This window comes from Polaromonas sp. 39-63-25, from assembly GCF_002278925.1.
In the GTDB taxonomy this organism is placed as follows: Bacteria; Pseudomonadota; Gammaproteobacteria; order Burkholderiales; family Burkholderiaceae_C; genus Polaromonas.
Window position 1 is genome coordinate 71,528 of the sequence record NZ_NCJH01000004.1, and the last position, 22,780, is coordinate 94,307.

The window sequence follows — 22,780 nt, forward strand, 5'->3', positions numbered from 1 at the left end:
CCGCCCGTCCTGACGGCGCGGCCAGGAGACCTCATGTATTCCATCATGCCCGCCCTCGTGTCCGCCCTGTTTCTGGGGTATGGGCTGTACGTCGTCGCGGAAAAGGGCTTTACCCGCGTCAGCACCAGCTTCCTGATTCTCTGCATCACCACCGTCTTCTGGCAGACCACCTGGGCGATATTGTTCCAGGTCGACAACACGCAGTGGGCCGCTATCCTGGTCAAGGCCGGCTACCTGCTGATCCTTTTCCTGCCGACCAGCCTGTACCAGTTCCTGACTGAAATCTCGGAGCGCCAGGGCGAACGCCGGCTGGTCTTCACCTCGTATGCCATCGCTGCCGTGCTGGCCGTGCTGGATCTGGGCACCAACTGGATCGTCGACGGCTACCACCACTACTTCTTTGGCTACTATCCCAAAGCCGGCATCCTCCACCCCCTGCATGTCCTGCAGACGGTGCTGGTGGTTTCCCGGGGCCTGTACATCACCTTCCGGCAACAGCAAGTTGCACCGCAAGGCCAGCGCATCCGCCTGCGGCTTTGCATTGCCAGCGTGCTGATCTACTTTTTCGCCGCCATCGACTACCTGTGCAACTACGGCGTCGAGTTCTACCCGCCTGGCGTCGTATTCATCGCCATCAGCCTGGGACTGATCGCCGTTGCCGTGATGAAGTACGACCTGATGAGCCCGGTGGTAGTGGCCGCCACCGTGGCCCATGAAATGCGCACGCCGCTGGCCACCATACGTCTGCAGGCAGAAGCGCTGGCGCAATTCCTTCCCGAACTGAGCAGGGGGTACGAGCTGGCCGTGTCCCACGGACTGTGCGAGTCCGCATTCAGCCCCGGGGCCTCGCAGAAAATCTCCGACCTGTCACACGGCATCCGGCACCAGGTGGACCGCTCCAATGCCGTGATCGACATGATGCTGGCCTCGGCCCGGATGGAGCAGATAGACACCAGCACATTCAGGCGGCACCGGGCCGGCGACTGCGTGACGGAGGCGCTGGAGACCTACCCCTTTTCCAGGGGCGAGCGCGAGCGGGTCAGTGTCCACGTCGTGGGCGACTTCGAGTTCCATGGTTCCAGCCCGCTTTTTGTCTTTGTGCTGTTCAATCTTCTGAAAAATTCGCTGTATGCGCTGAAGGCGGCGGGCAAGGGCTCGATCACCATCACCCTCAATGCCGGCACACCTGTTCACACCCTGACCTTTGTCGACACCGGCACCGGCATCGCCGCGTCCACCCTGCCGAAAATATTCGACACCTTCTTCACCACCAAAAAATCCGCGGGTGCCGGCATCGGGCTGGCCTTCTGCCGGCGTGTCATGGCTTCTTTCGGCGGGAAAATGCGCTGCGAATCGGTCGAGGGGCAATACACCCTGTTCGCCATGGAGTTTCCAGCCGAACTGCCGGCAACCGAACCAGGCAGCGAGCACCCGGGAGCGCTCGCCGCGTGAAACCGGCGCCGCCGATCAGCTTTTCAGGACGGCGGTCGGCAACTCATACTCCCTCACCTTGCGCAGGATGTCCTCGGGCAGCCGCTGGATGCGTTTGTCATGGCTGGCAAACACCACCTGCTGGTAGCCGGTGGACACGAGCTGGCCGTCCACCATGAACTGGAAAAGCAGGTAAAACGAACAGTGCCTGACCTCGAAGGTATTGAGCTGGCACTCCACCGCCTGGAAGGGAAATGTCTCGTGCACATAGTCCTGGTGGGCACACTTGGTGATGAATACACCGCTGGCCTGCAGCATGTCGGCGGAAATGCAGCGGTGAAACCAGCGCTCGCGGCAAACACCCTGCCACTCGAAGTAGCGCGAAAAATAAGTGTTGGCATAGGCGTTCGAATCCTTGAGGTAGATGTCGATGGTGTGGTGGAAGGTTTTCGAAGCCGCTACCTGCGGCTGCGGCAGCGGCGCGGGTTTCGGTTGAAGCTGGACGTGTCCATTGGTTTGCTTGAGCAACATGGTTTTTCCTGGGTCTGTAGTAAGAATCGGCTACGAAAGCAGCCGGCGTGATACCGCCACCGAGGGCGGCACACGCTGAATCTACAGAACAGCCGGCCGGTGCTGTTGCGGCACCGGCTTATTTGGCGATGAGTTCGCCGTGGACGTCGGCGGGCAGCTCTTTCGCCACGGCCTTGTTGGCGCCCGGAATCTTGCTGCGGGCAAACAGCGCGTACATGGTCGGCACCACGAACACGGTGAGCAGCGTGCCCAGCGACATGCCACCCACAATCACCCAGCCGATCTGGATGCGGCTTTCGGCGCCGGCACCGGTGGCCAGCGCCAGCGGCAAGGCGCCCAGCACCATGGCGCCGGTGGTCATCAGGATGGGGCGCAGGCGCTGCGCGGACGCCTTGACCAGCGCCTCCAGCATGTCCATGCCCTGCCCGCGCAGCTGGTTCGTGAACTCGACAATCAGGATGCCGTGTTTGGTGATCAGCCCGACCAGCGTGATCAGCCCGATCTGCGAATAGACGTTGAGCGAGCCGCCCGACAACTTGAGCGCAATCAGCGCACCTATCATCGACAGCGGCACAGACAGCATGATCACCAGCGGGTCGATGAAGCTTTCAAACTGCGCGGCCAGCACCAGGAAAATGAAGACCAGCGCCAGCACAAACACAATGGCCAAGGCGCCCTGGGAATTCTTGAACTCGCGCGAGGTGCCGTTCAGGTCGGTGCTGTAGCCGGGCTTGAGCACCCTGGCCGAGGTCGCGTTCATGAAGGTCAGCGCCTGGCCCAGCGAATAATCGGGGGCCAGGTTGGCGGTGATGGAGGCGGCCCGCCGCTGGCCGAAGTGATTGAGCTCGCGCGGCGAGACCGCCTCGCGCACCGTGACCAGGCTGGACAACGGAATCATCGCGTCGTTGCGGCCGCGCACATAAATGCCCTCGATGTCTTCCGGCGTGCTGCGGCCGCTGGCCTCGGTCTGCACGATCACGTCGTACTGCTCGGCGTCGCGCTTGTACCGCGTCACGTTGCGACCGCCCAGCATGGTTTCAATCGCCTTGGCCACCACTTCCACGCTGACGCCCAGATCGGCCGCCTTGTCGCGGTTAACGTCGATGCGCAACTCGGGCTTGTTCAGGCGCAGGTCCGACACCGGCGACTGGATGCCCGGGTTTTTGGCGACCTCCGCGAGGATCTGCTCCACCACCCGGTCCAGGTTCTCGTAGCTGTCCGAGGTCTGGATCACAAAATTGAGCGGCCGCTCGCGAAAGCCCTGGCCCAGCGAGGGCGGCGTGATCGGAAACGCCGTGACGCCCGGCAGGCTGGCGAACTTGGGCTGCAGTTCGCGTGCCATCTCCAGCGTGCTGCGCTTGCGTTCGTCCCAGTCCACCGTGCGGTAGATGACGCTGGCCTGCGACACGGTGGGGTTGCCAACGCTGGCAAAAATCCGGTCGAACTCCTTGTAGGGCTGGCCCATTTTCTCCAGCGCCTGCGCATAACGGTTGGTGTAGTCCAGCGTGGCGCCGTCGGGCGCATTGACGGTGGCCAGGATGGTGCCCCGGTCTTCCAGCGGCGACAGCTCCTGCTTCATGGTCGGGAAGATCAGCAAAATGGCCAGCGCACTGGCCAGCATGACACCCACCACGATCCAGCGCGCCTGCAGCACCCACGCCTTGACCCCGCCGCCCTGGCCGGCCACCGGCTGATAACGCCGCGTAAGCACCCAGCGCAGCACGCTGGCGTAGCGGTCGGAGACCGCATTGAGGAAGCTCTCCATGCCGCGGTCAAACACATTCGGTGCCGGGTTGTGTTTGAGCAGCTTGGCGCACAGCATGGGCGTCAGGGTCAGCGCCACAAAGCCCGACACGACCACCGCGCCGGCCAGCGCCAGCGCAAACTCGACAAACAACCGGCCGGTCCGCCCCGGGGTGAAGGCCAGCGGCGCGTAAACAGCCACCAGCGTCGCCGTCATGGTGACCACGGCAAAGCCGATTTCCCGCGCGCCCTTGATGGCCGCCGAAAACGGATCCAGCCCTTCCTCGATGTGGCGGAAGATGTTTTCCAGCATCACGATGGCATCGTCCACCACCAGCCCGATGGCCAGCACCAGCGCCAGCAGGGTCAGCGTGTTGATGGTGAAGCTCGCCAGCGCCATCAGGGCAAAGGTGCCGATCAGGCTCACCGGGATGGTGATGATGGGAATGATGGACGCGCGAAAGGTGCGCAGGAACACAAAAATCACCAGCGCCACCAAGGCCACCGCTTCGGCAATGGTGGTGTAGACGTTCCTGACCGAACGGTCGATGAACACCGAGTTGTCGTTGGCGATGTCGATGTTGACTTCCGGCGGCAGGTCGGCCTTGAGCTGCGGAATCATGTTGCGCACGCCCTGCGACAGGTCCAGCGGGTTGGCCGTGGCTTGGCGGATCACGCCGGCCCCGATGGCCGCGCGGCCATTGAGCCGCACGCCGCTGCGTTCGTCGGCCGCACCTTCCTCGACACGCGCCACATCGCGCACCTTGACCGGAAAGCCATTGACACTGCGAATCACCACCTCGCCGAACTGCTCGGGACGCACCAGGCCGGTCTCGGACGTCACGCTGAACTCGCGTTGCTGCGACTCGATGCGGCCGGCGGGAACCTCCAGGTTGCTGCGACGTATGGCGTCCTCGATGTCCTGCGTCGTGAGGCGGTAGGCGGCCATCTTCCGGGGATCGAGCCAGACACGCATCGCGTATTTGCGTTCACCGAAGATGCGCACATCGGCCACGCCGGTCACGGTTTGCAGGCGTGGCTTGACGATGCGGTTGACGAGGTCGTTGATCTGCAGCCGGGTCAGGCTGTCGCTGGTGAAGGCCAGCCAGATCACGGGAAACGCATCGGCCTCGACCTTGGCAATCACCGGCTCTTCAATCGACTGCGGCAACTTGTTGCGCACGCGCGAGGTGCGGTCGCGCACCTCGGCGGCCGCGGCATCGGCGTCTTTCTCGAGACGGAAACGCACGGAAATCTGGCTCTGGTCGGCGCGACTGATCGAGGTCAGCACATCCACCGCGTCGATGCCGGCAATCGAGTCCTCGAGCGGCTTGGTCACCTGCGATTCGATCACCTCGGCCGAGGCACCGGGGTAACGCACACTAACCGTCACCACCGGCTCATCGATCTTCGGGTACTCGCGCACCGCCAGGCGCTGGAAACTGACCGCGCCGACCAGCACGATCAGCAGGGACAGCACGGTGGCAAACACCGGGCGGCGTATCGAGACTTCAGCCAGTTGCATCAGAGGGGTCCAGTCAGGGGATGGCTTGGTGCTCAGGCCGGCTTGCGTGTCGCCCGGGCCCTGGCTTCAGGCATGACCTCGGTCGGAGCTGGCGCGGAGCTGCCGCGTGTCGCTCCGGACACCGCAGGCGCGGGACCCGCCTCACGCATGCCCACCAGGCAGGGATTGGTACCCCCCAGGGCTTTTTCCGTCAGCACGCGCGAAGCCTCAGGCGCCGCCGCCGCCGCCACCGGCGCAGCGGCAGACGCACCCTTGGACGACCGTGCGGCGGCGGGCGGGCTCAGGTCCACCACCCGCACGGTCATGCCGTCACGCTGAAGGCGTTGCTGGCCGGTGGTGACCACCATGTCGCCGGGCTCCAGCCCACTGGTGATTTCCGCCTGGCCTGGCCGCCGGATACCGACCTGCACCGCCACCCGCCGCGCGACCCAGGTCTGGGCTTCCGGTCCGGGCTGCAGCTTGATGACAAACTGCCTGTCGCCCTGGGGCACCAGCGCTTCTTCCGGAATGACCCTGGCGTTGTCCCGCTCGCCGAACACCGCGTTGACACGGGCAAACATGCCGGGGCGCAACTGCAGCTGACGGTTGTCAATGCAGGCCCGCACCGCCACCGAGCGGCCGTTGGCGTCGATCAGCGGATCAATCGCCTGCACCACCGCTGTGTATGTCCGGCCCGGCAGCGCGTCCATGTCCACCAGGGCGGTCTGGCCGCGCTTGAGCTTGTTCTGAAAGCGCTCGGGCAGACGGAAATCGACAAACACCGCGTCGATGTCTTCAATATTGACAATGTCGGCCCCATCCTTGAGGTAGTCCCCGGGGTTGACCAGGCGGATGCCGGCAATGCCGTCGAAGGGCGCGACGATTTTCAGCCTGGCCGCCGTGGCCCTCGCCAGCGACAGCCTGGCCTGCGCCACCTGCAGATTGGCGGCGCTTTCATCGAGGGAGCGCTGGCTGACAAAGTTCTGCGCGACCAGTTCCTGGTTGCGCTTCTGGTTGGCCTGGGCGATCGACAACTCGGCCAGGCTTTGCTGCACCTGCGCCAACGGCAGCTGGTCGTCAAGCTGCACCAGCACCTGCCCCTTGCGCACGCGCTGGCCGTCGGTGAAATTGAGCTGGGTGATGCGGCCGCTGACCTCGGGGCGCAGCACCACGCTGCGTCGTGAACGCAGGCTGCCGACAGCCTGGGCGTCATCCACGAGTTTCACAACTTTCACCCTGGCGGCTTCAACTGTCGGTCGCGCACCGGCTGCCGGCTGCGATGCCCTCGTCGACGCAGCCCTGGCCGGTGCCTTGTTCTGGTACCACCATGCGGCACCGGACAGGCCGGCAATGCCGAGCACCGCGACGACAGAATAAATTGCTTTTGATGCCATGGGGAACGGTTGATGAGGGGTCAAAAATCTGACAATGGATCAATGTAACAGCAGCTTGCGTCACCCGGGTCACCGGGGTGAAATCCCGAGCAAAATCGGGGCCGGCTTTACATTGACACCACCACCCGCCGCCGGCAGGATCAGCCCCTGGACAGGGCCAGAACCACACCTTTGTTGGCCAGGGCATCGGCGCGTTCGTTGCCGGGGTCGCCGGCATGGCCCTTGACCCAGCGCCACTCGATGGTGTGGCCACTGCTGGTGATCAGCTTATCGAGTTTTTGCCAGAGATCGATGTTTTTCACAGGCTGTTTGGCAGCAGTGCGCCAGCCGCGTGCTTTCCAGCCGCTGATCCATTCGGTGATGCCTTTGCGCACGTATTCGCTGTCCAGGTACAGCGTGACGCGGCAGGGACGCTTGAGCGCGGCCAGCGCTTCGATGACCGCCATCATCTCCATGCGGTTGTTGGTCGTGCCCAGTTCGCCGCCAAACAGTTCCTTGACCGTGTCTCCGCTGGTCAGCATCGCGCCCCAGCCGCCGGGGCCAGGGTTGCCCTTGCAGGCGCCGTCGGTATAAATCACCACATGTTGTGCCGTGGTTTGCGGAAGATCAGTCATGCGTTGCAGGAATCCATGGTTGTTGGTCTGGGAAAAGAAAAAGTGGTCAAAAGGATTCCGGTCGGCGTACCTGGTTGGCAATGACCGCCGGGGCCTGCGCGGCGGCCTTCTGCGTTTTCCAGTTGGGTTCGAGCAGGCGCATGCCACGCACGCGCTTGACGGCCACCAGAAAATACATCGCGCCGAAAATAGGCCACCAGCGTTCGCCGGCCTTGTCCATCCAGGCAAAACGCTCCAGCGATGCAAGCCGGCTCACGGCGGGCCGGTAGCAGCCGAACCGGCCGGACTCGACTTCAAAGCTGAGCAGCCGCAGCCAGTCGCGCAGCCGCCAGTAGCCGATGAACTCACCGGCTTCGGGCAAAAAAAGTTCGCCGTAACCGAGGCGCCGGTAAAAATGCGCGCGCCGCTGGCGCAAGCCCCACAGGCTGGCCGGGTTCAGACCGCTGATCACCACGCGGCCCTCGGGCACCAGCACACGTTCGACTTCGCGCAATGTGGCATGGGGGTCGCTGCTGAGTTCCAGTGTGTGCGGCAGCAGCACCAGGTCCAGGCTGTTCTCGGGAAAGGGCAAGGCGGCCGAATGGGTCATCAGGGCCACACGCGGGGAACTTGCCGCAGGTGCAGGGGTCGGACTGCCGTCACCGCCTTCGGTTGGCCCGGCGGTAAGCCCCGACTCGGTGCCCTGCAGTGCCAGCCACTTGTGCGGCATGCGGTTGCTGCGCAGCGCGTCGAGTTCGGGCAGGCCCAGTTGCAGCGCATGGTAGCCAAACATGTCGGCCACGGCTTCGTCGAATCGCTCACGCTCCCACGCCAGCAAATACTCGCCGGGCGGGGTTTTGAACCAGTTTGTGAAACCTATAATTTGAGAGCCCATCGAGACTGCTGAGACTGCTGCATGTACCTGATTCCCATCCCTGCTTTTGACGACAACTACCTCTGGCTGCTGCACGACGGCCGGCGCGCCGTGGTGGTCGATCCGGGCGACGCGCAGCCCGTGCTTCGCATACTGCAGGACAGGCAACTGCAATTAGAGTCGATTTTAGTCACGCACCACCACCCCGATCACACCGGCGGCGTCGATGTGCTGCGCGAAGCCACCGGTGCGAAGGTGTTCGGCCCGGCCCGCGAGCGCATCCCCTCACCTTTCACCCCCCTCCAGGATGGCGACACGGTGCCGGCACTGGACCTTGATTTCCAGGTGATCGACGTCCCGGGCCACACCGCGGGCCATATCGCGTTTTACAGTCCCAGTGTGGACGGGCGGCCCCTGCTGTTTTGCGGTGACACGCTGTTTTCCGGCGGCTGCGGACGCCTGTTTGAGGGCACGCCGGCGCAGATGCTGGCATCGCTGGACCGTCTCGCCGCCCTCCCCGGCGACACCCGCGTCTGCTGCACGCATGAATACACGATGGGCAATCTGCGTTTTGCGCTCGCGGTAGAACCTGACAACCGCGAGCTGATTGGTTACCATGCACGCTGTGCTGCTTTAAGAGACGATGGGGAACCGACCTTGCCCACCTCGATAGCCCAGGAGTTGCTGATCAACCCCTTTTTGCGTACCCGACAGGCCACTGTCATGGCCGCCGCCCGGCGCTTTGATCCGGCGGCGCATGACGACAACACCATATTTGCCGCCATCAGGCAGTGGAAGAACCAATTCAAATGACCGAGCTGCAGCCAGCATTTTTCACCCTCTCCCCCGCCTTCCCGGCTCTCCCTGACCGTTTTGCACGGCTGCTCTCCCCGCTCAGAACCTTCGCCCTGTCCCTCGCCGTGGTCGTGCTCGCCGGCTGTGCCAGCAGCAACAGCAAGCTCGGCATGCCCGGCGATCCGGTCCTGAGCACCTCCCCATCTTCGACACAGCCGGTCTACCCCAACGGCCCCCTGTCGCCCATCCATTCGGCGCAAACCCCCTCCAGCGCCGTGGCCAGCCTGCAGCCGCCTGCCGATTTGTGGGAACGCATTCGCCGCGGCTTCGCCATGCCCGACCTCCAGGGCGAGCTGGTGACGGACCGGGAGCAGTGGTACGCCAGCCGGCCGGACTACATCCAGCGCATGACGGAGCGCTCGAGCAAATACCTGTTCCACATCGTTGAAGAGCTTGAGCGCCGCAACATGCCCACCGAGCTCGCGCTGCTGCCCTATATCGAAAGCGCCTTCAATCCGCAGGCCGTCTCCAGCGCCAAGGCCGCCGGCATGTGGCAGTTCATGCCGGCCACCGGCAAGTACTTCGACCTGAAACAGAACGCCTTCCGCGACGACCGCCGTGATGTACTCGCTTCGACGCGCGCCGCGCTGGACTACCTGCAGAAACTCCACGGCATGTTTGGCGACTGGCACCTCGCGCTGGCCGCCTACAACTGGGGCGAAGGCAGCGTGGGCCGCGCCATCGCCAGAAACAGGAAGGATGGACTGGGCACCACCTACATGGACCTGCGCATGCCGGACGAGACGCGCCTGTACGTGCCCAAGCTGCAGGCGGTCAAGAACATCGTGGCCAACCCGCAGACTTTCGGCGCCGAGCTGCCCCTGATTGAAAACCATCCCTACTTCCAGCAGGTCCAGATCACCCGGGACATTGATGTGGCGCTGGCCGCCAAACTGGCCGACGTGGAAATCAGCGACTTCAAGGCCCTCAACCCTTCGGCCCATCGCCCCGTGATTCTGGCGGCCGGCATGCCCCACATCCTGCTGCCCTGGGACAATGCCAAGATTTTCCAGCGCAACTTCGAGGCCTACACCCAGGGGCAATACGCCAGCTGGACGGCCTGGACCGCTCCCGCCACCCTGAGCGTCAGCGACGCCGCCAGACGCGTCGGCATGAGCGAGACCGACCTGCGCGGTGTCAACAACATTCCACCACGCATGCTGATCAAGGCAGGCTCGACCCTGCTGGTGCCACGCAGCGCAAAAATGGACAACGACGTGACCAGCCATGTCGCCGACAACGCCCAGATGACGCTCGCGCCTGAAATCGTCACGCGCCGCAGCACCGTCAAGGCGCGCAAGGGCGAAACCGTGGCCAGCATCGCCAGGCGCTACGGTCTCAGTGCGGACGCCGTTGCGGAGTGGAACAAGGTCGGTACTTCCGCGGCTTTCAAGCTCGGGCACCAGGTGGTGCTGTTCCTGCCGGTCAAGGCCGCCAGAGCGGCCAGGCCCAGGGCGGGCAAAGTCAGGGTCCAGGCGGTCAGGCGTGTGCCGGGCAAAACGGTGATCAAGATCAAAAAGCGCTAGCGCAGTAGATATCTCGGGAAATGGCGCCATGGTCCACCTCCAGCCTGTGTCAGCAGCGATCGGCTAAGTAGTCCATCGGATCACACACGCCATGGCCGTCAGCACCCCAGGAAGGCCCGTCAAGCCCAGCGCGGTCTACCGGTATCTTTTCGCCATCGGACTCCTGGCCGTTGCCATCGGCGTCACCCTGCTGGTGATGTCCATGAAGGAGCGGGCCTGGCTGCCTGCGGGTGCTGCGGCCCTGCTGCTCGGGGTCGTTCTGGTGGGCACTTACCTGACCGACCGGCTCCAGGCCGAAGCTTTTGTCGACCCCCTGGCCTTCGAGCCACCCTGGAGCAAGCTGGCAAGGGGTGCGGGGCCTCCACGGCTGCCCGCTCCCGGCAAGCTTGCCGTCGCCCCCGGCACAGCCTTTGCCCTCGACAAGCTGATCGACTTCCCCGCCGCCACGACTGCCAGCAGACCCGCCCGGACAGCCCAGCCAGCCCCGCCAGCTCAGCCAGCCCGCAGCGTACCACCGCCAGCCCCTGTGGCGCAGCCCTCGTGGACGCCAGCCCTGTTTGACCAGATGTCGGCGCAGCAGTTTGACGCGGTGTGTGAAGCGCTGTTTGCGCAGGGCGGCTTTGAGACCCGATGCCAGTCGCACGGCGCAGCCGGTGGCGTGACGCTATGGCTTTACTCGCGGCATGCACAACAGGGCAAGAACAGCCCGGCGGCAGTGGCCTGGTGCAAGCAGTGGTCGGGCCAGCCGGTGGGCGTGCGCGAGTTGCACCCCCTGCTCGACTTGATGCGTTCCCGCGAACTCAAGCGCGGCACCTGTGCGACGTCCTCCATGTGCAGCGAGAATGCGCGCAAGTTTGCGAAGTACAACGGCATCAACCTGCTGGACCGCACCGGGCTGCTGGCGCTGATTGCCGGGCGTACCCCCGTCCAGCAACAGGCACTCTTGGCGCTGGCGCTGGATAAGCGCTGAAGAGCCGTGCCCCGCAGCGCGGCCTGCTCCCTTCTGAAATCCTAGATCTTGAGTGAGCCGGTCCCGAACAGGCCGAGCAGGCCAATGATGATCAGGTAAATCGCAACGATGAAGTTGAGCAGGCGCGGCATGATCAGGATCAGGATGCCTGCAATCAGGGAGACGACAGGGCCGATGCTGAGATGGAGATTCATGGGGTTTCCTTGCGGGGAGTGAATGGATGCCGCCAGTCCTCGGGGTACGGCGGCATGGCAGGCACCAATGTAGCGACCGGCCTGGCGCGTGTATGTAGGACGAAACGACCAGATGGAAGATCAGCACCGGTTGGTCGGCGCATCGGTGGGGCAAAGCAGCATCAGAGCTTCTCCGTCTCCCCGCTGCGCGGCTGCCACTTCATGAGCTTGCGTTCAATGCGGCCGACGATGCCGTCGAGCACCAGCGCAAACGCCGTCAGCACCACGATCCCGGCAAACACGGTGTTGACGTCGAAGGTGCCTTCAGCCTGCAGGATCAGGTAACCGACGCCGCGCGCCGACCCCAGGTACTCGCCCACCACGGCGCCGACAAAGGCCAGGCCGACCGAGGTGTGCAGGCTGGAAAACACCCAGCTGGTGGCGCTGGGCAGGTAGACGGTGCGCAGCAACTGCCTTTGGTTCGCACCCAGCATCCTCGCATTGGCCAGCACCACCGGGCTGACCTCCTTGACGCCCTGGTAGACATTGAAAAACACGATGAAGAACACCAGCGTGACCGCCAACGCCACCTTGCTCCAGATGCCCAGGCCGAACCACATCGCAAAAATCGGCGCGAGGATCACGCGCGGCATCGAGTTGGCAGCCTTGATGTAGGGATCCATGATCGCGCTGGCCATGGGCGCCAGTGCCAGCCACAGGCCGCAGGCCAGGCCCAGCACGGTGCCTATGCCGAAGGCGAGTACGGTTTCGAGCAGCGTCGTGCCCAGGTGCAGGTAAATGTCGGCGTTGCCCGGCAGGCCATCGGGAAACAGCAAGCTGGGCCCGAAGCCGAAAGGCATGAACCAGGACCAGACACGCCCCGCCACCTTGACCGGCTCGCCGAGGAAAAACGCCAGTTGCTGATCGCGCGAGGCGAGTTGCCACAGGCCCAGGAAAGCCGCCAGCAGCCCGACTTGCCAGTAGCGGAGATTTCTGTCGGAAGGTTTGAGGGAATTCCACATGGCGGTCATGCCGCTTTTTTGAGTTGCTGCGCGTAGCCCTTGAGCACTTCATCGCGCAACACGTCCCAGATCTGCGTGTGCAGTTCGATGAAACGCGGCTGGGTGCGCACCTCGGCGACGTTGCGCGGGCGCGGCAGGTCAATCGCGAACTCGCCCATGGGAACCGTGGCCGGGCCGGCCGACAGCACCACCACGCGGTCGCTCATGGCAATGGCTTCGTCGAGGTCGTGCGTGATGAACAGCACCGCCTTCTTTTTGGCTGCCCACAAGTCCAGCACCTCGTTTTCCATGAGCTGGCGCGTCTGGATGTCGAGCGCCGAAAAAGGCTCGTCCATCAGGATGATGTCCGGGTCCAGCGCCAGCACCTGGGCCAGTGCGGTGCGCTTGCGCATGCCGCCGGAGAGCTGATGCGGGTAACGGTCGCCGAAGCCGCTCAGGCCGACGCGCTCCAGCCAGGCCTGCGCCTGCGCACGCGCCTCGGCATCAGACACGCCGCGGTACTGCAGCCCAACCATGACGTTGTCGACCGCACTGCGCCAGGGCATCAGCGCCTCGGTCTGGAACATGTAGCCGGCGCGGGTGTTGATGCCGTTCAGCGGCTGGCCGAATACCTTCACCGTGCCGGAGGTCGGCGGCAACAGGCCTGCGCCGATGTTGAGCAAGGTGGACTTGCCGCAGCCGGTCGGGCCGACCACGGAAACAAACTCGCCAGCGCGTATGCGCAGCGTGGTTTCACCGACAGCGGTGTAGGCCTGGCCCGCATCGTCCCGCGAGCGGAAGGTACAGGTGACATCCAGCAGTTCAAGCGCGTAGTCAGAGGCAGGATCGAGGGACACAGACTGAGGCATTGTCGCGTGAATTTTTACCAGCCGGGGCCGCGGAACCGGCTTTGCCGGGCCGCAGGCGCAGCGGCCCCTTTTTCAGTGCAAGGGGCAGAGAGCTGCCGCAGGCTCGAAGCGAGCGAACGTGGGGGCCACATTCATGCTTTGAACTTGTCTTTCGCGCGCCGGGCAAACTCGTTGGTGTAGGTCTTGGCCAGGACAATCCTGTCGGCCTTGATGCTGGGGTCAAAACTGGCCAGGGCCTTGAGCGCCGTCTTCGCACCTTCTTCAGGAATCAGGCCGTCCAGCGCGATCGCGTCACGCACCTTGTTGAAGGATGCGAGGTACAGGCCGCGATCCCCCAGCAGGTAGTTGTCGGGCACGGTCTTGATAATGTCGCCCGGGCCGGCGGTTTGCAGCCATTTCAGGCCATGCACGATGGCATTGGCCAGCGCCTGGCAGGTGTTGGGATTTTTCTGGATGAAGTCCATGGGCGCGTACAGGCAGGCCGCCGGCATGGGGCCGCCAAACACGTCGATCGTGCCTTTGAGCGTGCGTGTGTCCGAGATGATCTTCACCTCGCCTTTTTGCTCCAGCATGGTCATCACCGGGTCGGTGTTGCTCATGGCATCGATCTGGCCCGAGCGCATGGCCGCCAGCGCACCGGCCGCCGTGCCGACGCCGATGAAACTCACGTCCCTCGGCTTGAGCCCGGCGCGCGACAGCACCAGGTTGGCCATCATGTTGGTGGACGAGCCTGGTGCGGACACGCCGATCTTCTTGCCACGCAGGTCTGCCACCGTTTTGTAGTTGGGCATGTTTTTGGTCGACACGCCAAAGGCAATCTGCGGCGCCCGGCCCTGCAGCACGAAGGCCTGGAACATCTGGTTCTTGGACTGCAGGTTGATGGTGTGTTCGTAAGCACCCGACACCACATCGGCCGAGCCACCCACTGCCGCCTGCAGGGCCCGTGCGCCGCCGGCAAAGTCGCTGATCTCGACGTCCAGGCCTTCGGCCTTGAAGTAGCCGAGTTGCTCGGTGATGGTCAGCGGCAGATAATAAAACGCCGCCTTGCCGCCAACCGCCAGCGCAATTTTTGTTTTCTCCAGCTTGCCCTGCGCGCGCAAGGCCGGAAAGGCCAGCGACGCGGCACCGAGTGCTGCCGCACTGGCGAAAGTTCTGCGGTTGATGGTGAGGTGCTTCATGGGGCGGGTTCTCTCTCTGATTTTTTTATGGACTCAAAAGAGAATAGCCAGCCCGAAAAAAACCCGCATCGGTATCATCCCGTGCGGGTTTGTACGGAACGGGCACCCGCCCTGGTTACCAGACGTTACCGGTAGCCCAGAAAAAGAATGCCCACATTCACCAGCAGCGCCAGGAACCAGATCACGCTGCGGCTTTTGGCCATGTCGGCCACGTACATCATGACGTAGGCGATACGCAGAACGACAAACACGAACGCAAACACGTCGAGCCGCACCTGCGAGGCCTGCAACTGGTGCGCAATGATCACGGCGGCAAAGAAGAAGGGCAAGGCTTCGAAGGTGTTGGCCTGCGCGGCATTGGCTCGCGCGCGCCAGTCGGTTTGCCGCGCCAGCCAGGCGCGCGGGTTGTGGTTGTCGAAGCCGCCTCTGTTCGCCGGGGTCGTCATCGTGCCCCACTTGGCCAGCGCCGCGCAGGCGATCGGCAGCAGCGCAGCGGCCAGCAGGCACCAATAGGCCACGGTGAAACGAGCATAGGTCATGGTGAAGTGCCTTTCTGGCTTGCAGTCATGAATGGGCGGGCGCGGTCAGCTATAAAAACAGTAACCATGGACATGGGCGCGCAACCGCGCATTAACGGCGATCCACCAGCGCATGGGCAATCGTGCCGAGGTCCACGTACTCGAGCTCACTGCCCACAGGCACGCCCCGCGCCAGGCGGGTGACCTGCACGCCGCGGCTTTTGAGCGCCTGCGCGATCACATGCGCGGTGGCCTCGCCTTCGGCGGTGAAGTTGGTGGCCAGGATGACTTCCTGCACCTCGCGCTCCGCGGCAGCGGACGGATCGCCCTGGGCGTCCCTGGGCAACACCCGATCGAACAGCTTTTGCAGGCCGATGTCATGCGGGCCGATGCCGTCGAGCGGGCTGAGCTTACCCATCAGCACGAAATACAGGCCGCGGTAGGCCAGCGTGCGCTCCAGCGCCGCCTGGTCGGCCGGGGTTTCCACCACGCAGAGCTTGCTGCGGTCGCGCGCTGGATTGGCGCAGGTGCTGCAGATGTCGAGCTCGGTCAGCGTGTTGCACAGCGCGCAGTGTTTGACGCTGTGCACCGCATGCTCCAGCGCGCGGGCGATCTGCAGGGCGCCGGGCTTGTCATGCTGCAGCAGGTGAAACGCCATGCGCGCGGCCGACTTCGCACCCACACCCGGCAGGCGGCGCAGCGCCTGGGTCAGGCCTTCAAGGGCATTTGAATCAGCCATGGTGGAGGGCAACCGCGGCGTATGCAGGCCTGGACACCAGACCAGCCGGGGCCGCGGAACCGGCTTTGCCGGGCCGCAGGCGCAGCGGCCCCCTCGGGGGGCAGAGAGCTACGCGCAGCGAGCGAACGTGGGGGCCCAAAATTCTAGAAGGGCAGTTTCATTCCACCAGGAAGGCCTGGCATTCCGGCCGTGAGTTTGCCCATCTTTTCCTGGCTCAGGTCCTCGGCCTTGCGCACGGCCGCGTTGAAAGCGGCGGCCACCAGGTCTTCGAGCATGTCCTTGTCGTCGCCAAGCAGGCTGGGGTCGATCTCGACGCGCTTGACGTCGTGTTTGCAGGTCATGGTGACCTTGACCAGGCCGTTGCCGGACTCCGCCGTCACCTCGATGAACGCCAGCTCGTCCTGCGCCTTTTTCAGGTTGTCCTGCATGGCCTGCGCCTGCTTCATCAGGCCGGCGAGTTGTCCTTTGTTGAACATGTCTTTTTTTCCTTTAAAACTTGGTAGCAATCATATCGGCTTGCCTGCCACCGGGGCGAGCGGTTTGATGCTGCCCGGGACAATTCTGGCACCCCAGTCGCGCATCATGTCCTGCACAAACGGGTCGTTCTGAATGGTTTCCTCGGCCAGGCGTTGCCGCTCCTGCGCAGCGGCGGCATTGCGCCGGGCCGGCGAGTCGCCGACCGGGCCGAGTTCGACCACGAGAGTCGGTGCCTGGCCGCTGTCCGGCAGCGCGGCCTGCAGCGCCAGCTGGAGTTTTTCACGCGCGGCGGCCTGGTTCAGTGACTCGCGTTCGACGCGCAGGGTCCAGACCCCGTCGGCCTGCGTTCGCAACTCGGACTGCAGCGCCAGTTCGCGCACCAGCGCGCCTATCATTTCGGCGGCCACCATGCGGTTGACCAGCGCCGTCCAGACGTCGCCGAGGGGGCTGTTCATGACCACGGGCGCGGGAGGCGCAGCGGCGGCTGGCGACAGCACCGGGGCGGCGACAGGCGCGGGCGCTGGGGCCGTCACCGCTGGCAGCGCCGAAGCCGGCATGGGCAAGGCGTCTTCCCATGGCAGGGGCTCCCTCGATGCTACAAAATCAGGAGCTGGTGGCGTCCGCTGCACAAGGGCAGAAGGCCGATTTTCCTCCAGGCTTGGACGAACAGGCGGTGCAGCCACCGGCGGGCGAACCGGCGCCGGGGGCGCGACAGACGCCGCAACGGGACGGGCGGCCACGACGCTGGCCGGCACACTCTCAGGCTGCGGCTTTTTTGGGGGCTCGACGGCGCCCCCCTGTGCGGCGGCCGCCGTCGTCGCGCCCGGGGGTTTGAAGGCCAGCAGGCGCAGCAGCACCATGGTCAGCGCCGCGTAGTCGTCGGGCGCCAGCCCCAGCTCGGCGCGGCCGTGCAGGCACAGGCTGTACAGCAGCTGCGTCTCGTCGGCCGGCATGGTCTGCGCCAGGCGCGCCGTGGCGGCGATCTCGGGGTCGGAGTCGTCGTCCCCGGCATCCATGCCGGGCACCGCCTGCAGCACCGCCATGCGCTGCAGCACGGTAGCCATTTCCTCGAGGGTGGAGGCGGCGCTCAGGCCGTTCAGGCGCAGCACCTCGGAAGTCTCGATCACACTTTTGCCGTCGCCGCGCGCCAGCGCATCGAGCAGCTGGAACACATAGCTGCGGTCCACGCTGCCCAGCATCTGGCGCACGCTGGCTTCCTGCAGCTGGCCCGAGCCGAAGGCAATCGCCTGGTCGGTCAGCGACAGCGCGTCGCGCATGGAGCCGCGTGCGGCGCGCGCCAGCAGGCGCAGGGCCTGCGGCTCCGACTCGATGTTTTCGGCCCGCAGCACCTGCGTCAGGTGCTCGAGGATGGTTTCCGGCGCCATCGGCCGCAGGTTGAACTGCAGGCAGCGCGACAGCACGGTGGCCGGCACTTTCTGCGGGTCGGTCGTGGCCAGCACAAACTTGAGGTACTCGGGCGGTTCTTCCAGCGTCTTGAGCATGGCGTTGAACGCCGTGTTCGTGAGCATGTGAACCTCGTCGATCATGAAGACCTTGAAGCGTCCCACCACCGGCTTGTAGACCGCCTGCTCGAGCAACTGCGCAATCTCGTCGACGCCGCGGTTGGATGCGGCGTCGAGTTCGGTGTAATCGACAAACCGGCCGCTGTCGATGTCGGTGCAGGCCTGGCAGACGCCACACGGCGTGGCGGTGATGCCGCCCTGCCCGTCCACACCCAGGCAATTGAGCGATTTGGCGAGGATGCGCGAGATCGTGGTCTTGCCCACGCCGCGCGTGCCGGTGAACAGGTAGGCATGGTGCAGCCGCTGCGTGCCCAGTGCGTTGCTGAGCGCCTGCACCACATGCGACTGCCCGACCATTTCAGAAAAATTCCGGGGGCGGTATTTGCGGGCAAGGACGAGGTAGGACATTCCCTGATTCTACGGTTGCGCCGGAGCCCCTCAGTGCGGGTAATCGGCCGAACCCGGCGCAAAACTGATGCGCCGCGTCTCCACCAGGCGCCCGGAGCCGCCGGGGGCTGTCAATATCCGGCCTTCCACCAGTTCATACCCCAGCAGGGCAAAAACCCGGTTGCGCAGAAAAATCGGGCGGGCATTGCCATACCAGTCGGTGCAGGAGGCGCGGCAGCCGTCGTCCCTGCCGACACCCGGCCGCGACGCGAGGCTGCCGATACCGGACAACTTCAGGCGGTTGTTGCGCAGGTACAGCATGCCGGCGGGTTCGTCCCACAGCTGGCGGTAGCCGCCCTGCCCCGCACCGCGCACCGGCAGGCCCACCACCCCGGAGGTGGCGTCATCGGGCTTGTAGAAAAAACCGTGGCTGCGCGTCTCGCCCTGCGCGGCCTGCGCCTGCACGTAACGCCCGGCCACGCGCGCCCGGGGTGCCAGTTGCACACTGGAAAAATGCAGGTCCTGCCCGTCCGTGCCCACGGCAATCGCATCGGCGCCCAGCGCCTCGATGCGGTCCACGCCGTGCGGCAGCGCCAGGGTTTCGCCTCTGGCGGGGTCAGCCAGATGCACCACCTGCAACTGGCCCAGCGTGCCCGGCGCGGGCCGGCGCCAGCCGCTGCCCGCACCGTAGAGCAGGCGCTGGCCGACAAAACGGTTCTGCAGGCTGCCGTCCCCGGCGGCCGGCAAACGTGTATAGGCCTGCTCACCGGCACGGGTCTGGCCATCACCGAAATCACGCACCGGCACACGCAGCAGGGACAGGTTGCCGCCGCTGCCTTCGCCGCGCCACATGCCGTCCCCGTTGCCGTTGGCGCGCAGCAGCACATTCAGGTAGCCGTCGTCGCCCTCCAGAAACGACATCTGGTCGATCGGGCTGCCCTGCGTTTTGAGCATGCTGGGCGCCGCGCCGTCGAGCGGCAGGCGAAACACCGCCGAATGCGATGCGACACGCCCGCTGGCGGCATCGCGCTGGTTGCGCGTGGTCCACACATACACCGCCCGGCTCGAGACATAAAACACCCGGCCGGCCGGCCCCAGCACGGCGCTGGAGCGGCAGTCCAGTTCAGGCAGGGCCAGGTCGCAGCGCACGATGGTGTGCAGGGTGATGCCTTCCTGCGGGTTCAGCGGTTCGTCCGTGCGGTAAATACGTGTTGCGTCGGCGATGCGTTTGAAGTCCGCGGGTGTCGCGCCCGGCTGCCAGCGCCGCATCGCGGGCAGGCGTGCCGCCGGATCGGCATGCCAGAGGTTCAGCGGAATGGGGGTGTACAGGATGAGCTCGCTGCCAATCAGGCGGCTGGCGTAGTTGCGCGAGGAGTAGTAGTCGCTGGAGCGCACATGGTATGTGGCGCGGTAGCTGAGCCGGCCCGCGTCATCGATGTTGAACAGGCCAAGCTCCGTCCCGCCGCGCGAATAGCTGTAGCCGATCACGGCCACCGTGTTGCCGGACACCATCATCTCGTCATACCAGGCGCCCGATGGGTTGACATCCGGCGCGTAGGCGTTGATGGACGACACCGGCAGCAGTTGGTGGCGGTCCACATCGACCGTGAACAAGCGTCCCCGGCGCAGGATGACCAGGTGCTTGCCATGCACCTTGACAATGCCGCCCTCATCCACGCCGGCCGTCTGGTTGTTGGTGATGGACTCGGCGGCGCCGGCCGCGGCAGGCGCCGGAGCAGCCATGGCCATGGCGGTCGGGGCGGGAGGGTTCGGCCGGGAGGCCCAGGTCTTGCCCGGGTTCTCGGCCTCCCATTTTTTCCGGACTTCTTCCTGCCGCAGCCGGCGTTCCTCTTCCTGCCTGCGGCGTTCTTCCTCGCGGCGCTGGCGCTCCACCACAAAGGGCTCGAACCAGGCCTGCAAGGCGGCCTCGTCGACAAAGGCTGTCAGGTTTCTGGCCGGTGTGAAGGCCTCACCCTGTGCCTGTGCCTGCGCCTGCGCGACAAGCCCTGCACCACACATCGCCACCCCCGCGAGGGCCTTCAACAACCAGGACATGTTTTTTTCCTTGAAAGGCCAGACTATTTTTAAGCTATTCAATGATATTCGGGCCGGGGGCGCCGCGCCTCGCATAAAATAGTGAGTGACGGGCCTTCCCGCATGGTGAAGCGGCCAACCGGGTCAGATGGGGAACCAAGCAGCCCTAACTGTCGAGCCAGTGCCGGGGTCGAGGTCCGTCACCTTATTTCAAAGAACAGGGCATCCATGGATGCCCTGTTTTTTTTCACCTGCACGCTGATGCAGTGAAAAAATTCACATCCAGCCCCCGCCACGCCAAATTCCTACAAACGGATGCGGCGCCTGCCTGCCGTTTCGGGCTTTCTCCATCGCAAACTTTTCCCTAGAATTTTTTGCATGGATACATTTGAAAAACCAACCCACGAGGAACTGGCCCGCTACCTGAAGGCACTGGGCCGGCTGATCAAGGCGGAGTCACAACGGCTGGAGGCAATCTACGAGTTGTCGAAGGTGGGGCCGGACGACTTCCTGCGGCTGCATGTCGAGTCGGAACGGCTGCACGCCTGGAGCAACTACTTCGAGCGGCGCGAAGGCGTGATCTAGGAGATGAAGGAGATCAGCCTTCGAGAACCTCTTCAATCGCCGCCGTGGTCTGCAGCGCATGTTCGGCAATCTGCGCCGACACCAGGGCCAGTGAAGCCAGCGCGTAGGTGCCGCTGATGATGCCCTTGTAGGCCACTTCGGCTGCGATGGCGTCCTGCCCCAGCCCTTCGGTGGCGGCCACGATGCAGGCCTCGATGCTGTCCAGCCCGGCGTCGCTGTACAGCTCCTCGCCCTCGTAGCTGACGCGGTATTCGTACTGGTCCTGCTCCATCAGGTCGATGTGGAAACGCACGATCATGGCAATACCCCTGCAAAAATAAAAACTGGATTAGCTATCAAATCAATAGCTGTCTTCGCCCGCACAGTATGGACTACAGGCCGAAATGGCTTAAAACGCCCTGCCCGGCCATACGCCCGCTGGCAAAACAGGCGCTCAGCAGGTAGCCGCCGGTGGGCGCTTCCCAGTCGAGCATTTCGCCGGCGCAGAACACCGGCTGCGCCACGCCCTGCAAGGTCTGCAGGTGCAACTGGCCGTCCATGGCGTCGAAAGACACGCCGCCGGCGCTGCTGATGGCTTCATCGATGGGGCGCGCCGCGACCACGCGCACCGGCAAGGCCTTGATCGCACGCGCCAGTTGCACCGGATCGTTCATCGCTTCCTTGCCGAGCAGCTCATGCAGCATCGCCGCTTTGATGCCTTCGATGCCCAGCCGGCTCTTGAGATGGCTGGACAGCGAGCGCGAGCCGCGCGGATGGCGCACCTCGACCAGCACCTGCTCGGGCGACTTGTCGGGCAGCAGATCCAGCAGGAAAGTTGCGCTGCCTTTCAGCGCAATTTCATCGCGCAGCAGGCTGGAGGCCGCGTAGATCAGGCTGCCTTCGACACCGGTGGCGGTGGCGACGAACTCGCCCTTCCGGCTGAAGCTGCGGCCCTGCGAATCGGTGAAACTGATGGCCACCGACTTGAAAGGCTGACCGGCAAAACGGCTGGCGAAGTGTTCGGTCCAGCCCGGCTGCTGCGACGGTCCCTGCCCCACCAGTTCCCTGAAAAACTCGCGGCGGGTTTCGCCCTGTTCGGCGGCCGCCAGCGCGTGCGGCTCGGGGCCCACGTCAAAGCCGCAGTTCGAAGGCTGCAGCGGCGCCACGGCCACGCCGCGTGCGGCCAGCAGCGGCACCCAGGCGCCGTCCGAACCGAGCCGCGCCCAACTGCCGCCGCCCAGGGCCAGCACCACCGCGTCGGCCTGCACCTGCACCGGACCTGTGGGGGTTGAAAACGACAGCGAACCGTCTTCGGCCCAGCCCAGCCAGCGGTGCCGCATGGAGAACTTCACACCCGCGGCGCGCAGGCGCTGCAGCCAGGCGCGCAGCAGCGGCGCGGCCTTCATGTCCTTGGGAAACACGCGGCCCGAACTGCCGACAAAGGTCTCCACGCCCAGGGCTTGCGCCCAGGCGCGCAGCTCGGCGGGCCCGAAGGCGGCCAGCAGCGGCTGCAGCTGGGCACTGCGCTCGCCGTAACGGCTGAGGAAAGGTTCGGCGGCTTCGGAATGGGTGAGGTTCAGCCCGCCCTTGCCGGCCAGCAGGAACTTGCGGCCCACCGAAGGCATGGCGTCGTACACCTGCACGGACAGGGCCGCGCCGGCACCGGCCAGCACCTCGGCCGCCATGAGTCCGGCTGGGCCGCCGCCAATGATGGCCACACGCCGTGGCGGGGCGGGAGAAGTTGAATCGTTCAAGAAAATGTCCGTCTGCACGTGATGGCAATGTGAAATGGCACAGGAAGCAGCACATCCGGCGGGGCCGGCTTGCTCTGTTTTTTATAGCTGGCAGCGCCCGTCCCTCAGGGGCTGCGATGCAAAAAGACCTAAAGCCTGGCAA

General features: G+C 64.7%; 21 protein-coding genes and 1 other RNA gene. 6 read left to right on the top strand and 16 right to left on the bottom strand.

Annotation, left to right across the window (positions count from 1 at the left end):
• Positions 1-33 precede the first annotated feature (33 nt).
• The gene (locus B7X65_RS05605; RefSeq protein ID WP_293593316.1) at positions 34-1,452 is read left to right on the top strand and encodes a sensor histidine kinase; all 1,419 of its coding nucleotides are present in this window, start codon (positions 34-36) and stop codon (positions 1,450-1,452) included.
• A 15-nt stretch (positions 1,453-1,467) separates the two neighbouring features.
• Here the strand turns inward: B7X65_RS05605 and B7X65_RS05610 are convergent, their stop codons facing one another.
• The 5 genes from B7X65_RS05610 to B7X65_RS05630 form a co-directional block, all read right to left on the bottom strand.
• Positions 1,468-1,962, bottom strand: a complete 495-nt coding sequence (locus tag B7X65_RS05610; RefSeq protein WP_293593317.1) for a thioesterase family protein — start codon at positions 1,960-1,962, stop codon at positions 1,468-1,470.
• Between the two features lie 118 nt (positions 1,963-2,080).
• Entirely contained in the window at positions 2,081-5,230 is a 3,150-nt protein-coding gene (locus B7X65_RS05615; RefSeq protein WP_293593318.1) for an efflux RND transporter permease subunit, read from the bottom strand.
• A 32-nt stretch (positions 5,231-5,262) separates the two neighbouring features.
• Positions 5,263-6,603 carry an efflux RND transporter periplasmic adaptor subunit gene (locus B7X65_RS05620; RefSeq protein ID WP_293593319.1) on the bottom strand — a complete coding sequence of 447 codons (1,341 nt, stop codon included), beginning with the start codon at positions 6,601-6,603 and terminating at the stop codon, positions 5,263-5,265.
• A 140-nt stretch (positions 6,604-6,743) separates the two neighbouring features.
• Positions 6,744-7,217, bottom strand: coding sequence for a ribonuclease HI (gene rnhA / locus B7X65_RS05625; RefSeq protein WP_293593320.1), 474 nt, complete (start codon positions 7,215-7,217; stop codon positions 6,744-6,746).
• Between the two features lie 46 nt (positions 7,218-7,263).
• Positions 7,264-8,091 (bottom strand): methyltransferase domain-containing protein, encoded by an 828-nt coding sequence (locus B7X65_RS05630; RefSeq protein ID WP_293593321.1) that lies wholly within the window; start codon positions 8,089-8,091, stop codon positions 7,264-7,266.
• A gap of 21 nt (positions 8,092-8,112) precedes the next feature.
• Here B7X65_RS05630 and gloB point away from each other — a divergent pair, with 21 nt between their 5' ends.
• The 3 genes from gloB (at position 8,113) to B7X65_RS05645 (ending at position 11,421) form a co-directional block, all read left to right on the top strand.
• Positions 8,113-8,883, top strand: a complete 771-nt coding sequence (gene gloB / locus B7X65_RS05635; protein WP_293593322.1) for a hydroxyacylglutathione hydrolase — start codon at positions 8,113-8,115, stop codon at positions 8,881-8,883.
• Positions 8,884-9,035: 152 nt separating this feature from the next.
• Positions 9,036-10,451 (top strand): transglycosylase SLT domain-containing protein, encoded by a 1,416-nt coding sequence (locus B7X65_RS05640; RefSeq protein ID WP_293593380.1) that lies wholly within the window; start codon positions 9,036-9,038, stop codon positions 10,449-10,451.
• 91 nt (positions 10,452-10,542) lie between these two features.
• Positions 10,543-11,421: a restriction endonuclease gene (locus B7X65_RS05645; RefSeq protein WP_293593323.1), complete on the top strand. Its 879-nt coding sequence runs from the start codon at positions 10,543-10,545 to the stop codon at positions 11,419-11,421.
• Positions 11,422-11,462: 41 nt separating this feature from the next.
• Here B7X65_RS05645 and B7X65_RS05650 read toward each other — a convergent pair whose 3' ends face one another.
• The 9 genes from B7X65_RS05650 to B7X65_RS05690 form a co-directional block, all read right to left on the bottom strand.
• On the bottom strand, positions 11,463-11,615 hold the full coding sequence (locus B7X65_RS05650; protein ID WP_293593324.1) for a DUF3096 domain-containing protein: 153 nt from the start codon (positions 11,613-11,615) through the stop codon (positions 11,463-11,465).
• Positions 11,616-11,776: 161 nt separating this feature from the next.
• Entirely contained in the window at positions 11,777-12,616 is an 840-nt protein-coding gene (locus B7X65_RS05655) for an ABC transporter permease (RefSeq protein ID WP_293593381.1), read from the bottom strand.
• Between the two features lie 5 nt (positions 12,617-12,621).
• Entirely contained in the window at positions 12,622-13,452 is an 831-nt protein-coding gene (locus B7X65_RS05660; protein WP_293593325.1) for an ABC transporter ATP-binding protein, read from the bottom strand.
• A gap of 143 nt (positions 13,453-13,595) precedes the next feature.
• Entirely contained in the window at positions 13,596-14,642 is a 1,047-nt protein-coding gene (locus B7X65_RS05665) for an ABC transporter substrate-binding protein (protein WP_293593326.1), read from the bottom strand.
• Between the two features lie 125 nt (positions 14,643-14,767).
• Positions 14,768-15,181 (bottom strand): MAPEG family protein, encoded by a 414-nt coding sequence (locus B7X65_RS05670; protein WP_293593327.1) that lies wholly within the window; start codon positions 15,179-15,181, stop codon positions 14,768-14,770.
• A 91-nt stretch (positions 15,182-15,272) separates the two neighbouring features.
• The gene (recR, locus tag B7X65_RS05675) at positions 15,273-15,899 is read right to left on the bottom strand and encodes a recombination mediator RecR (RefSeq protein WP_293593328.1); all 627 of its coding nucleotides are present in this window, start codon (positions 15,897-15,899) and stop codon (positions 15,273-15,275) included.
• Positions 15,900-16,042: 143 nt separating this feature from the next.
• A complete protein-coding gene (locus tag B7X65_RS05680; protein ID WP_077594521.1) occupies positions 16,043-16,375 on the bottom strand; it encodes a YbaB/EbfC family nucleoid-associated protein in 333 nt (110 codons plus the stop codon).
• Between the two features lie 30 nt (positions 16,376-16,405).
• A complete protein-coding gene (gene dnaX / locus B7X65_RS05685) occupies positions 16,406-18,307 on the bottom strand; it encodes a DNA polymerase III subunit gamma/tau (protein ID WP_293593329.1) in 1,902 nt (633 codons plus the stop codon).
• Between the two features lie 30 nt (positions 18,308-18,337).
• Positions 18,338-20,341 (bottom strand): beta-propeller domain-containing protein, encoded by a 2,004-nt coding sequence (locus tag B7X65_RS05690; RefSeq protein ID WP_293593330.1) that lies wholly within the window; start codon positions 20,339-20,341, stop codon positions 18,338-18,340.
• Positions 20,342-20,428: 87 nt separating this feature from the next.
• On the opposite strand from B7X65_RS05690, the gene ffs reads away from it, so the two are divergent.
• Positions 20,429-20,525, top strand: an RNA gene (gene ffs, locus B7X65_RS05695) — signal recognition particle sRNA small type.
• Positions 20,526-20,698: 173 nt separating this feature from the next.
• Positions 20,699-20,905: a hypothetical protein gene (locus B7X65_RS05700; RefSeq protein ID WP_293593331.1), complete on the top strand. Its 207-nt coding sequence runs from the start codon at positions 20,699-20,701 to the stop codon at positions 20,903-20,905.
• A 13-nt stretch (positions 20,906-20,918) separates the two neighbouring features.
• On the opposite strand, the gene B7X65_RS05705 is transcribed toward B7X65_RS05700, so the two are convergent.
• Complete coding sequence (locus B7X65_RS05705) at positions 20,919-21,203, bottom strand: hypothetical protein (protein WP_293593332.1); 285 nt, start codon at positions 21,201-21,203, stop codon at positions 20,919-20,921.
• A gap of 73 nt (positions 21,204-21,276) precedes the next feature.
• Positions 21,277-22,638: a TIGR03862 family flavoprotein gene (locus B7X65_RS05710; RefSeq protein WP_293593333.1), complete on the bottom strand. Its 1,362-nt coding sequence runs from the start codon at positions 22,636-22,638 to the stop codon at positions 21,277-21,279.
• Between the last annotated feature and the right edge of the window lie 142 nt (positions 22,639-22,780).

What these genes read in the sequence shown, in the direction of transcription:
- B7X65_RS05605 (WP_293593316.1), top strand. Translation starts at nt 34, where the DNA reads ATGTATTCCATCATGCCCGCCCTCGTGTCCGCCCTGTTTCTGGGGTAT.
- dnaX (WP_293593329.1), bottom strand. Translation starts at nt 18,307, where the DNA reads ATGTCCTACCTCGTCCTTGCCCGCAAATACCGCCCCCGGAATTTTTCT.
- B7X65_RS05630 (WP_293593321.1), bottom strand. Translation starts at nt 8,091, where the DNA reads ATGGGCTCTCAAATTATAGGTTTCACAAACTGGTTCAAAACCCCGCCC.
- recR (WP_293593328.1), bottom strand. Translation starts at nt 15,899, where the DNA reads ATGGCTGATTCAAATGCCCTTGAAGGCCTGACCCAGGCGCTGCGCCGC.
- B7X65_RS05645 (WP_293593323.1), top strand. Translation starts at nt 10,543, where the DNA reads ATGGCCGTCAGCACCCCAGGAAGGCCCGTCAAGCCCAGCGCGGTCTAC.
- B7X65_RS05665 (WP_293593326.1), bottom strand. Translation starts at nt 14,642, where the DNA reads ATGAAGCACCTCACCATCAACCGCAGAACTTTCGCCAGTGCGGCAGCA.
- B7X65_RS05705 (WP_293593332.1), bottom strand. Translation starts at nt 21,203, where the DNA reads ATGATCGTGCGTTTCCACATCGACCTGATGGAGCAGGACCAGTACGAA.
- B7X65_RS05690 (WP_293593330.1), bottom strand. Translation starts at nt 20,341, where the DNA reads ATGTCCTGGTTGTTGAAGGCCCTCGCGGGGGTGGCGATGTGTGGTGCA.
- B7X65_RS05680 (WP_077594521.1), bottom strand. Translation starts at nt 16,375, where the DNA reads ATGTTCAACAAAGGACAACTCGCCGGCCTGATGAAGCAGGCGCAGGCC.
- B7X65_RS05615 (WP_293593318.1), bottom strand. Translation starts at nt 5,230, where the DNA reads ATGCAACTGGCTGAAGTCTCGATACGCCGCCCGGTGTTTGCCACCGTG.
- B7X65_RS05610 (WP_293593317.1), bottom strand. Translation starts at nt 1,962, where the DNA reads ATGTTGCTCAAGCAAACCAATGGACACGTCCAGCTTCAACCGAAACCC.
- B7X65_RS05620 (WP_293593319.1), bottom strand. Translation starts at nt 6,603, where the DNA reads ATGGCATCAAAAGCAATTTATTCTGTCGTCGCGGTGCTCGGCATTGCC.
- B7X65_RS05700 (WP_293593331.1), top strand. Translation starts at nt 20,699, where the DNA reads ATGGATACATTTGAAAAACCAACCCACGAGGAACTGGCCCGCTACCTG.
- B7X65_RS05640 (WP_293593380.1), top strand. Translation starts at nt 9,036, where the DNA reads ATGCCCGGCGATCCGGTCCTGAGCACCTCCCCATCTTCGACACAGCCG.
- gloB (WP_293593322.1), top strand. Translation starts at nt 8,113, where the DNA reads ATGTACCTGATTCCCATCCCTGCTTTTGACGACAACTACCTCTGGCTG.
- B7X65_RS05670 (WP_293593327.1), bottom strand. Translation starts at nt 15,181, where the DNA reads ATGACCTATGCTCGTTTCACCGTGGCCTATTGGTGCCTGCTGGCCGCT.
- B7X65_RS05650 (WP_293593324.1), bottom strand. Translation starts at nt 11,615, where the DNA reads ATGAATCTCCATCTCAGCATCGGCCCTGTCGTCTCCCTGATTGCAGGC.
- rnhA (WP_293593320.1), bottom strand. Translation starts at nt 7,217, where the DNA reads ATGACTGATCTTCCGCAAACCACGGCACAACATGTGGTGATTTATACC.
- B7X65_RS05655 (WP_293593381.1), bottom strand. Translation starts at nt 12,616, where the DNA reads ATGTGGAATTCCCTCAAACCTTCCGACAGAAATCTCCGCTACTGGCAA.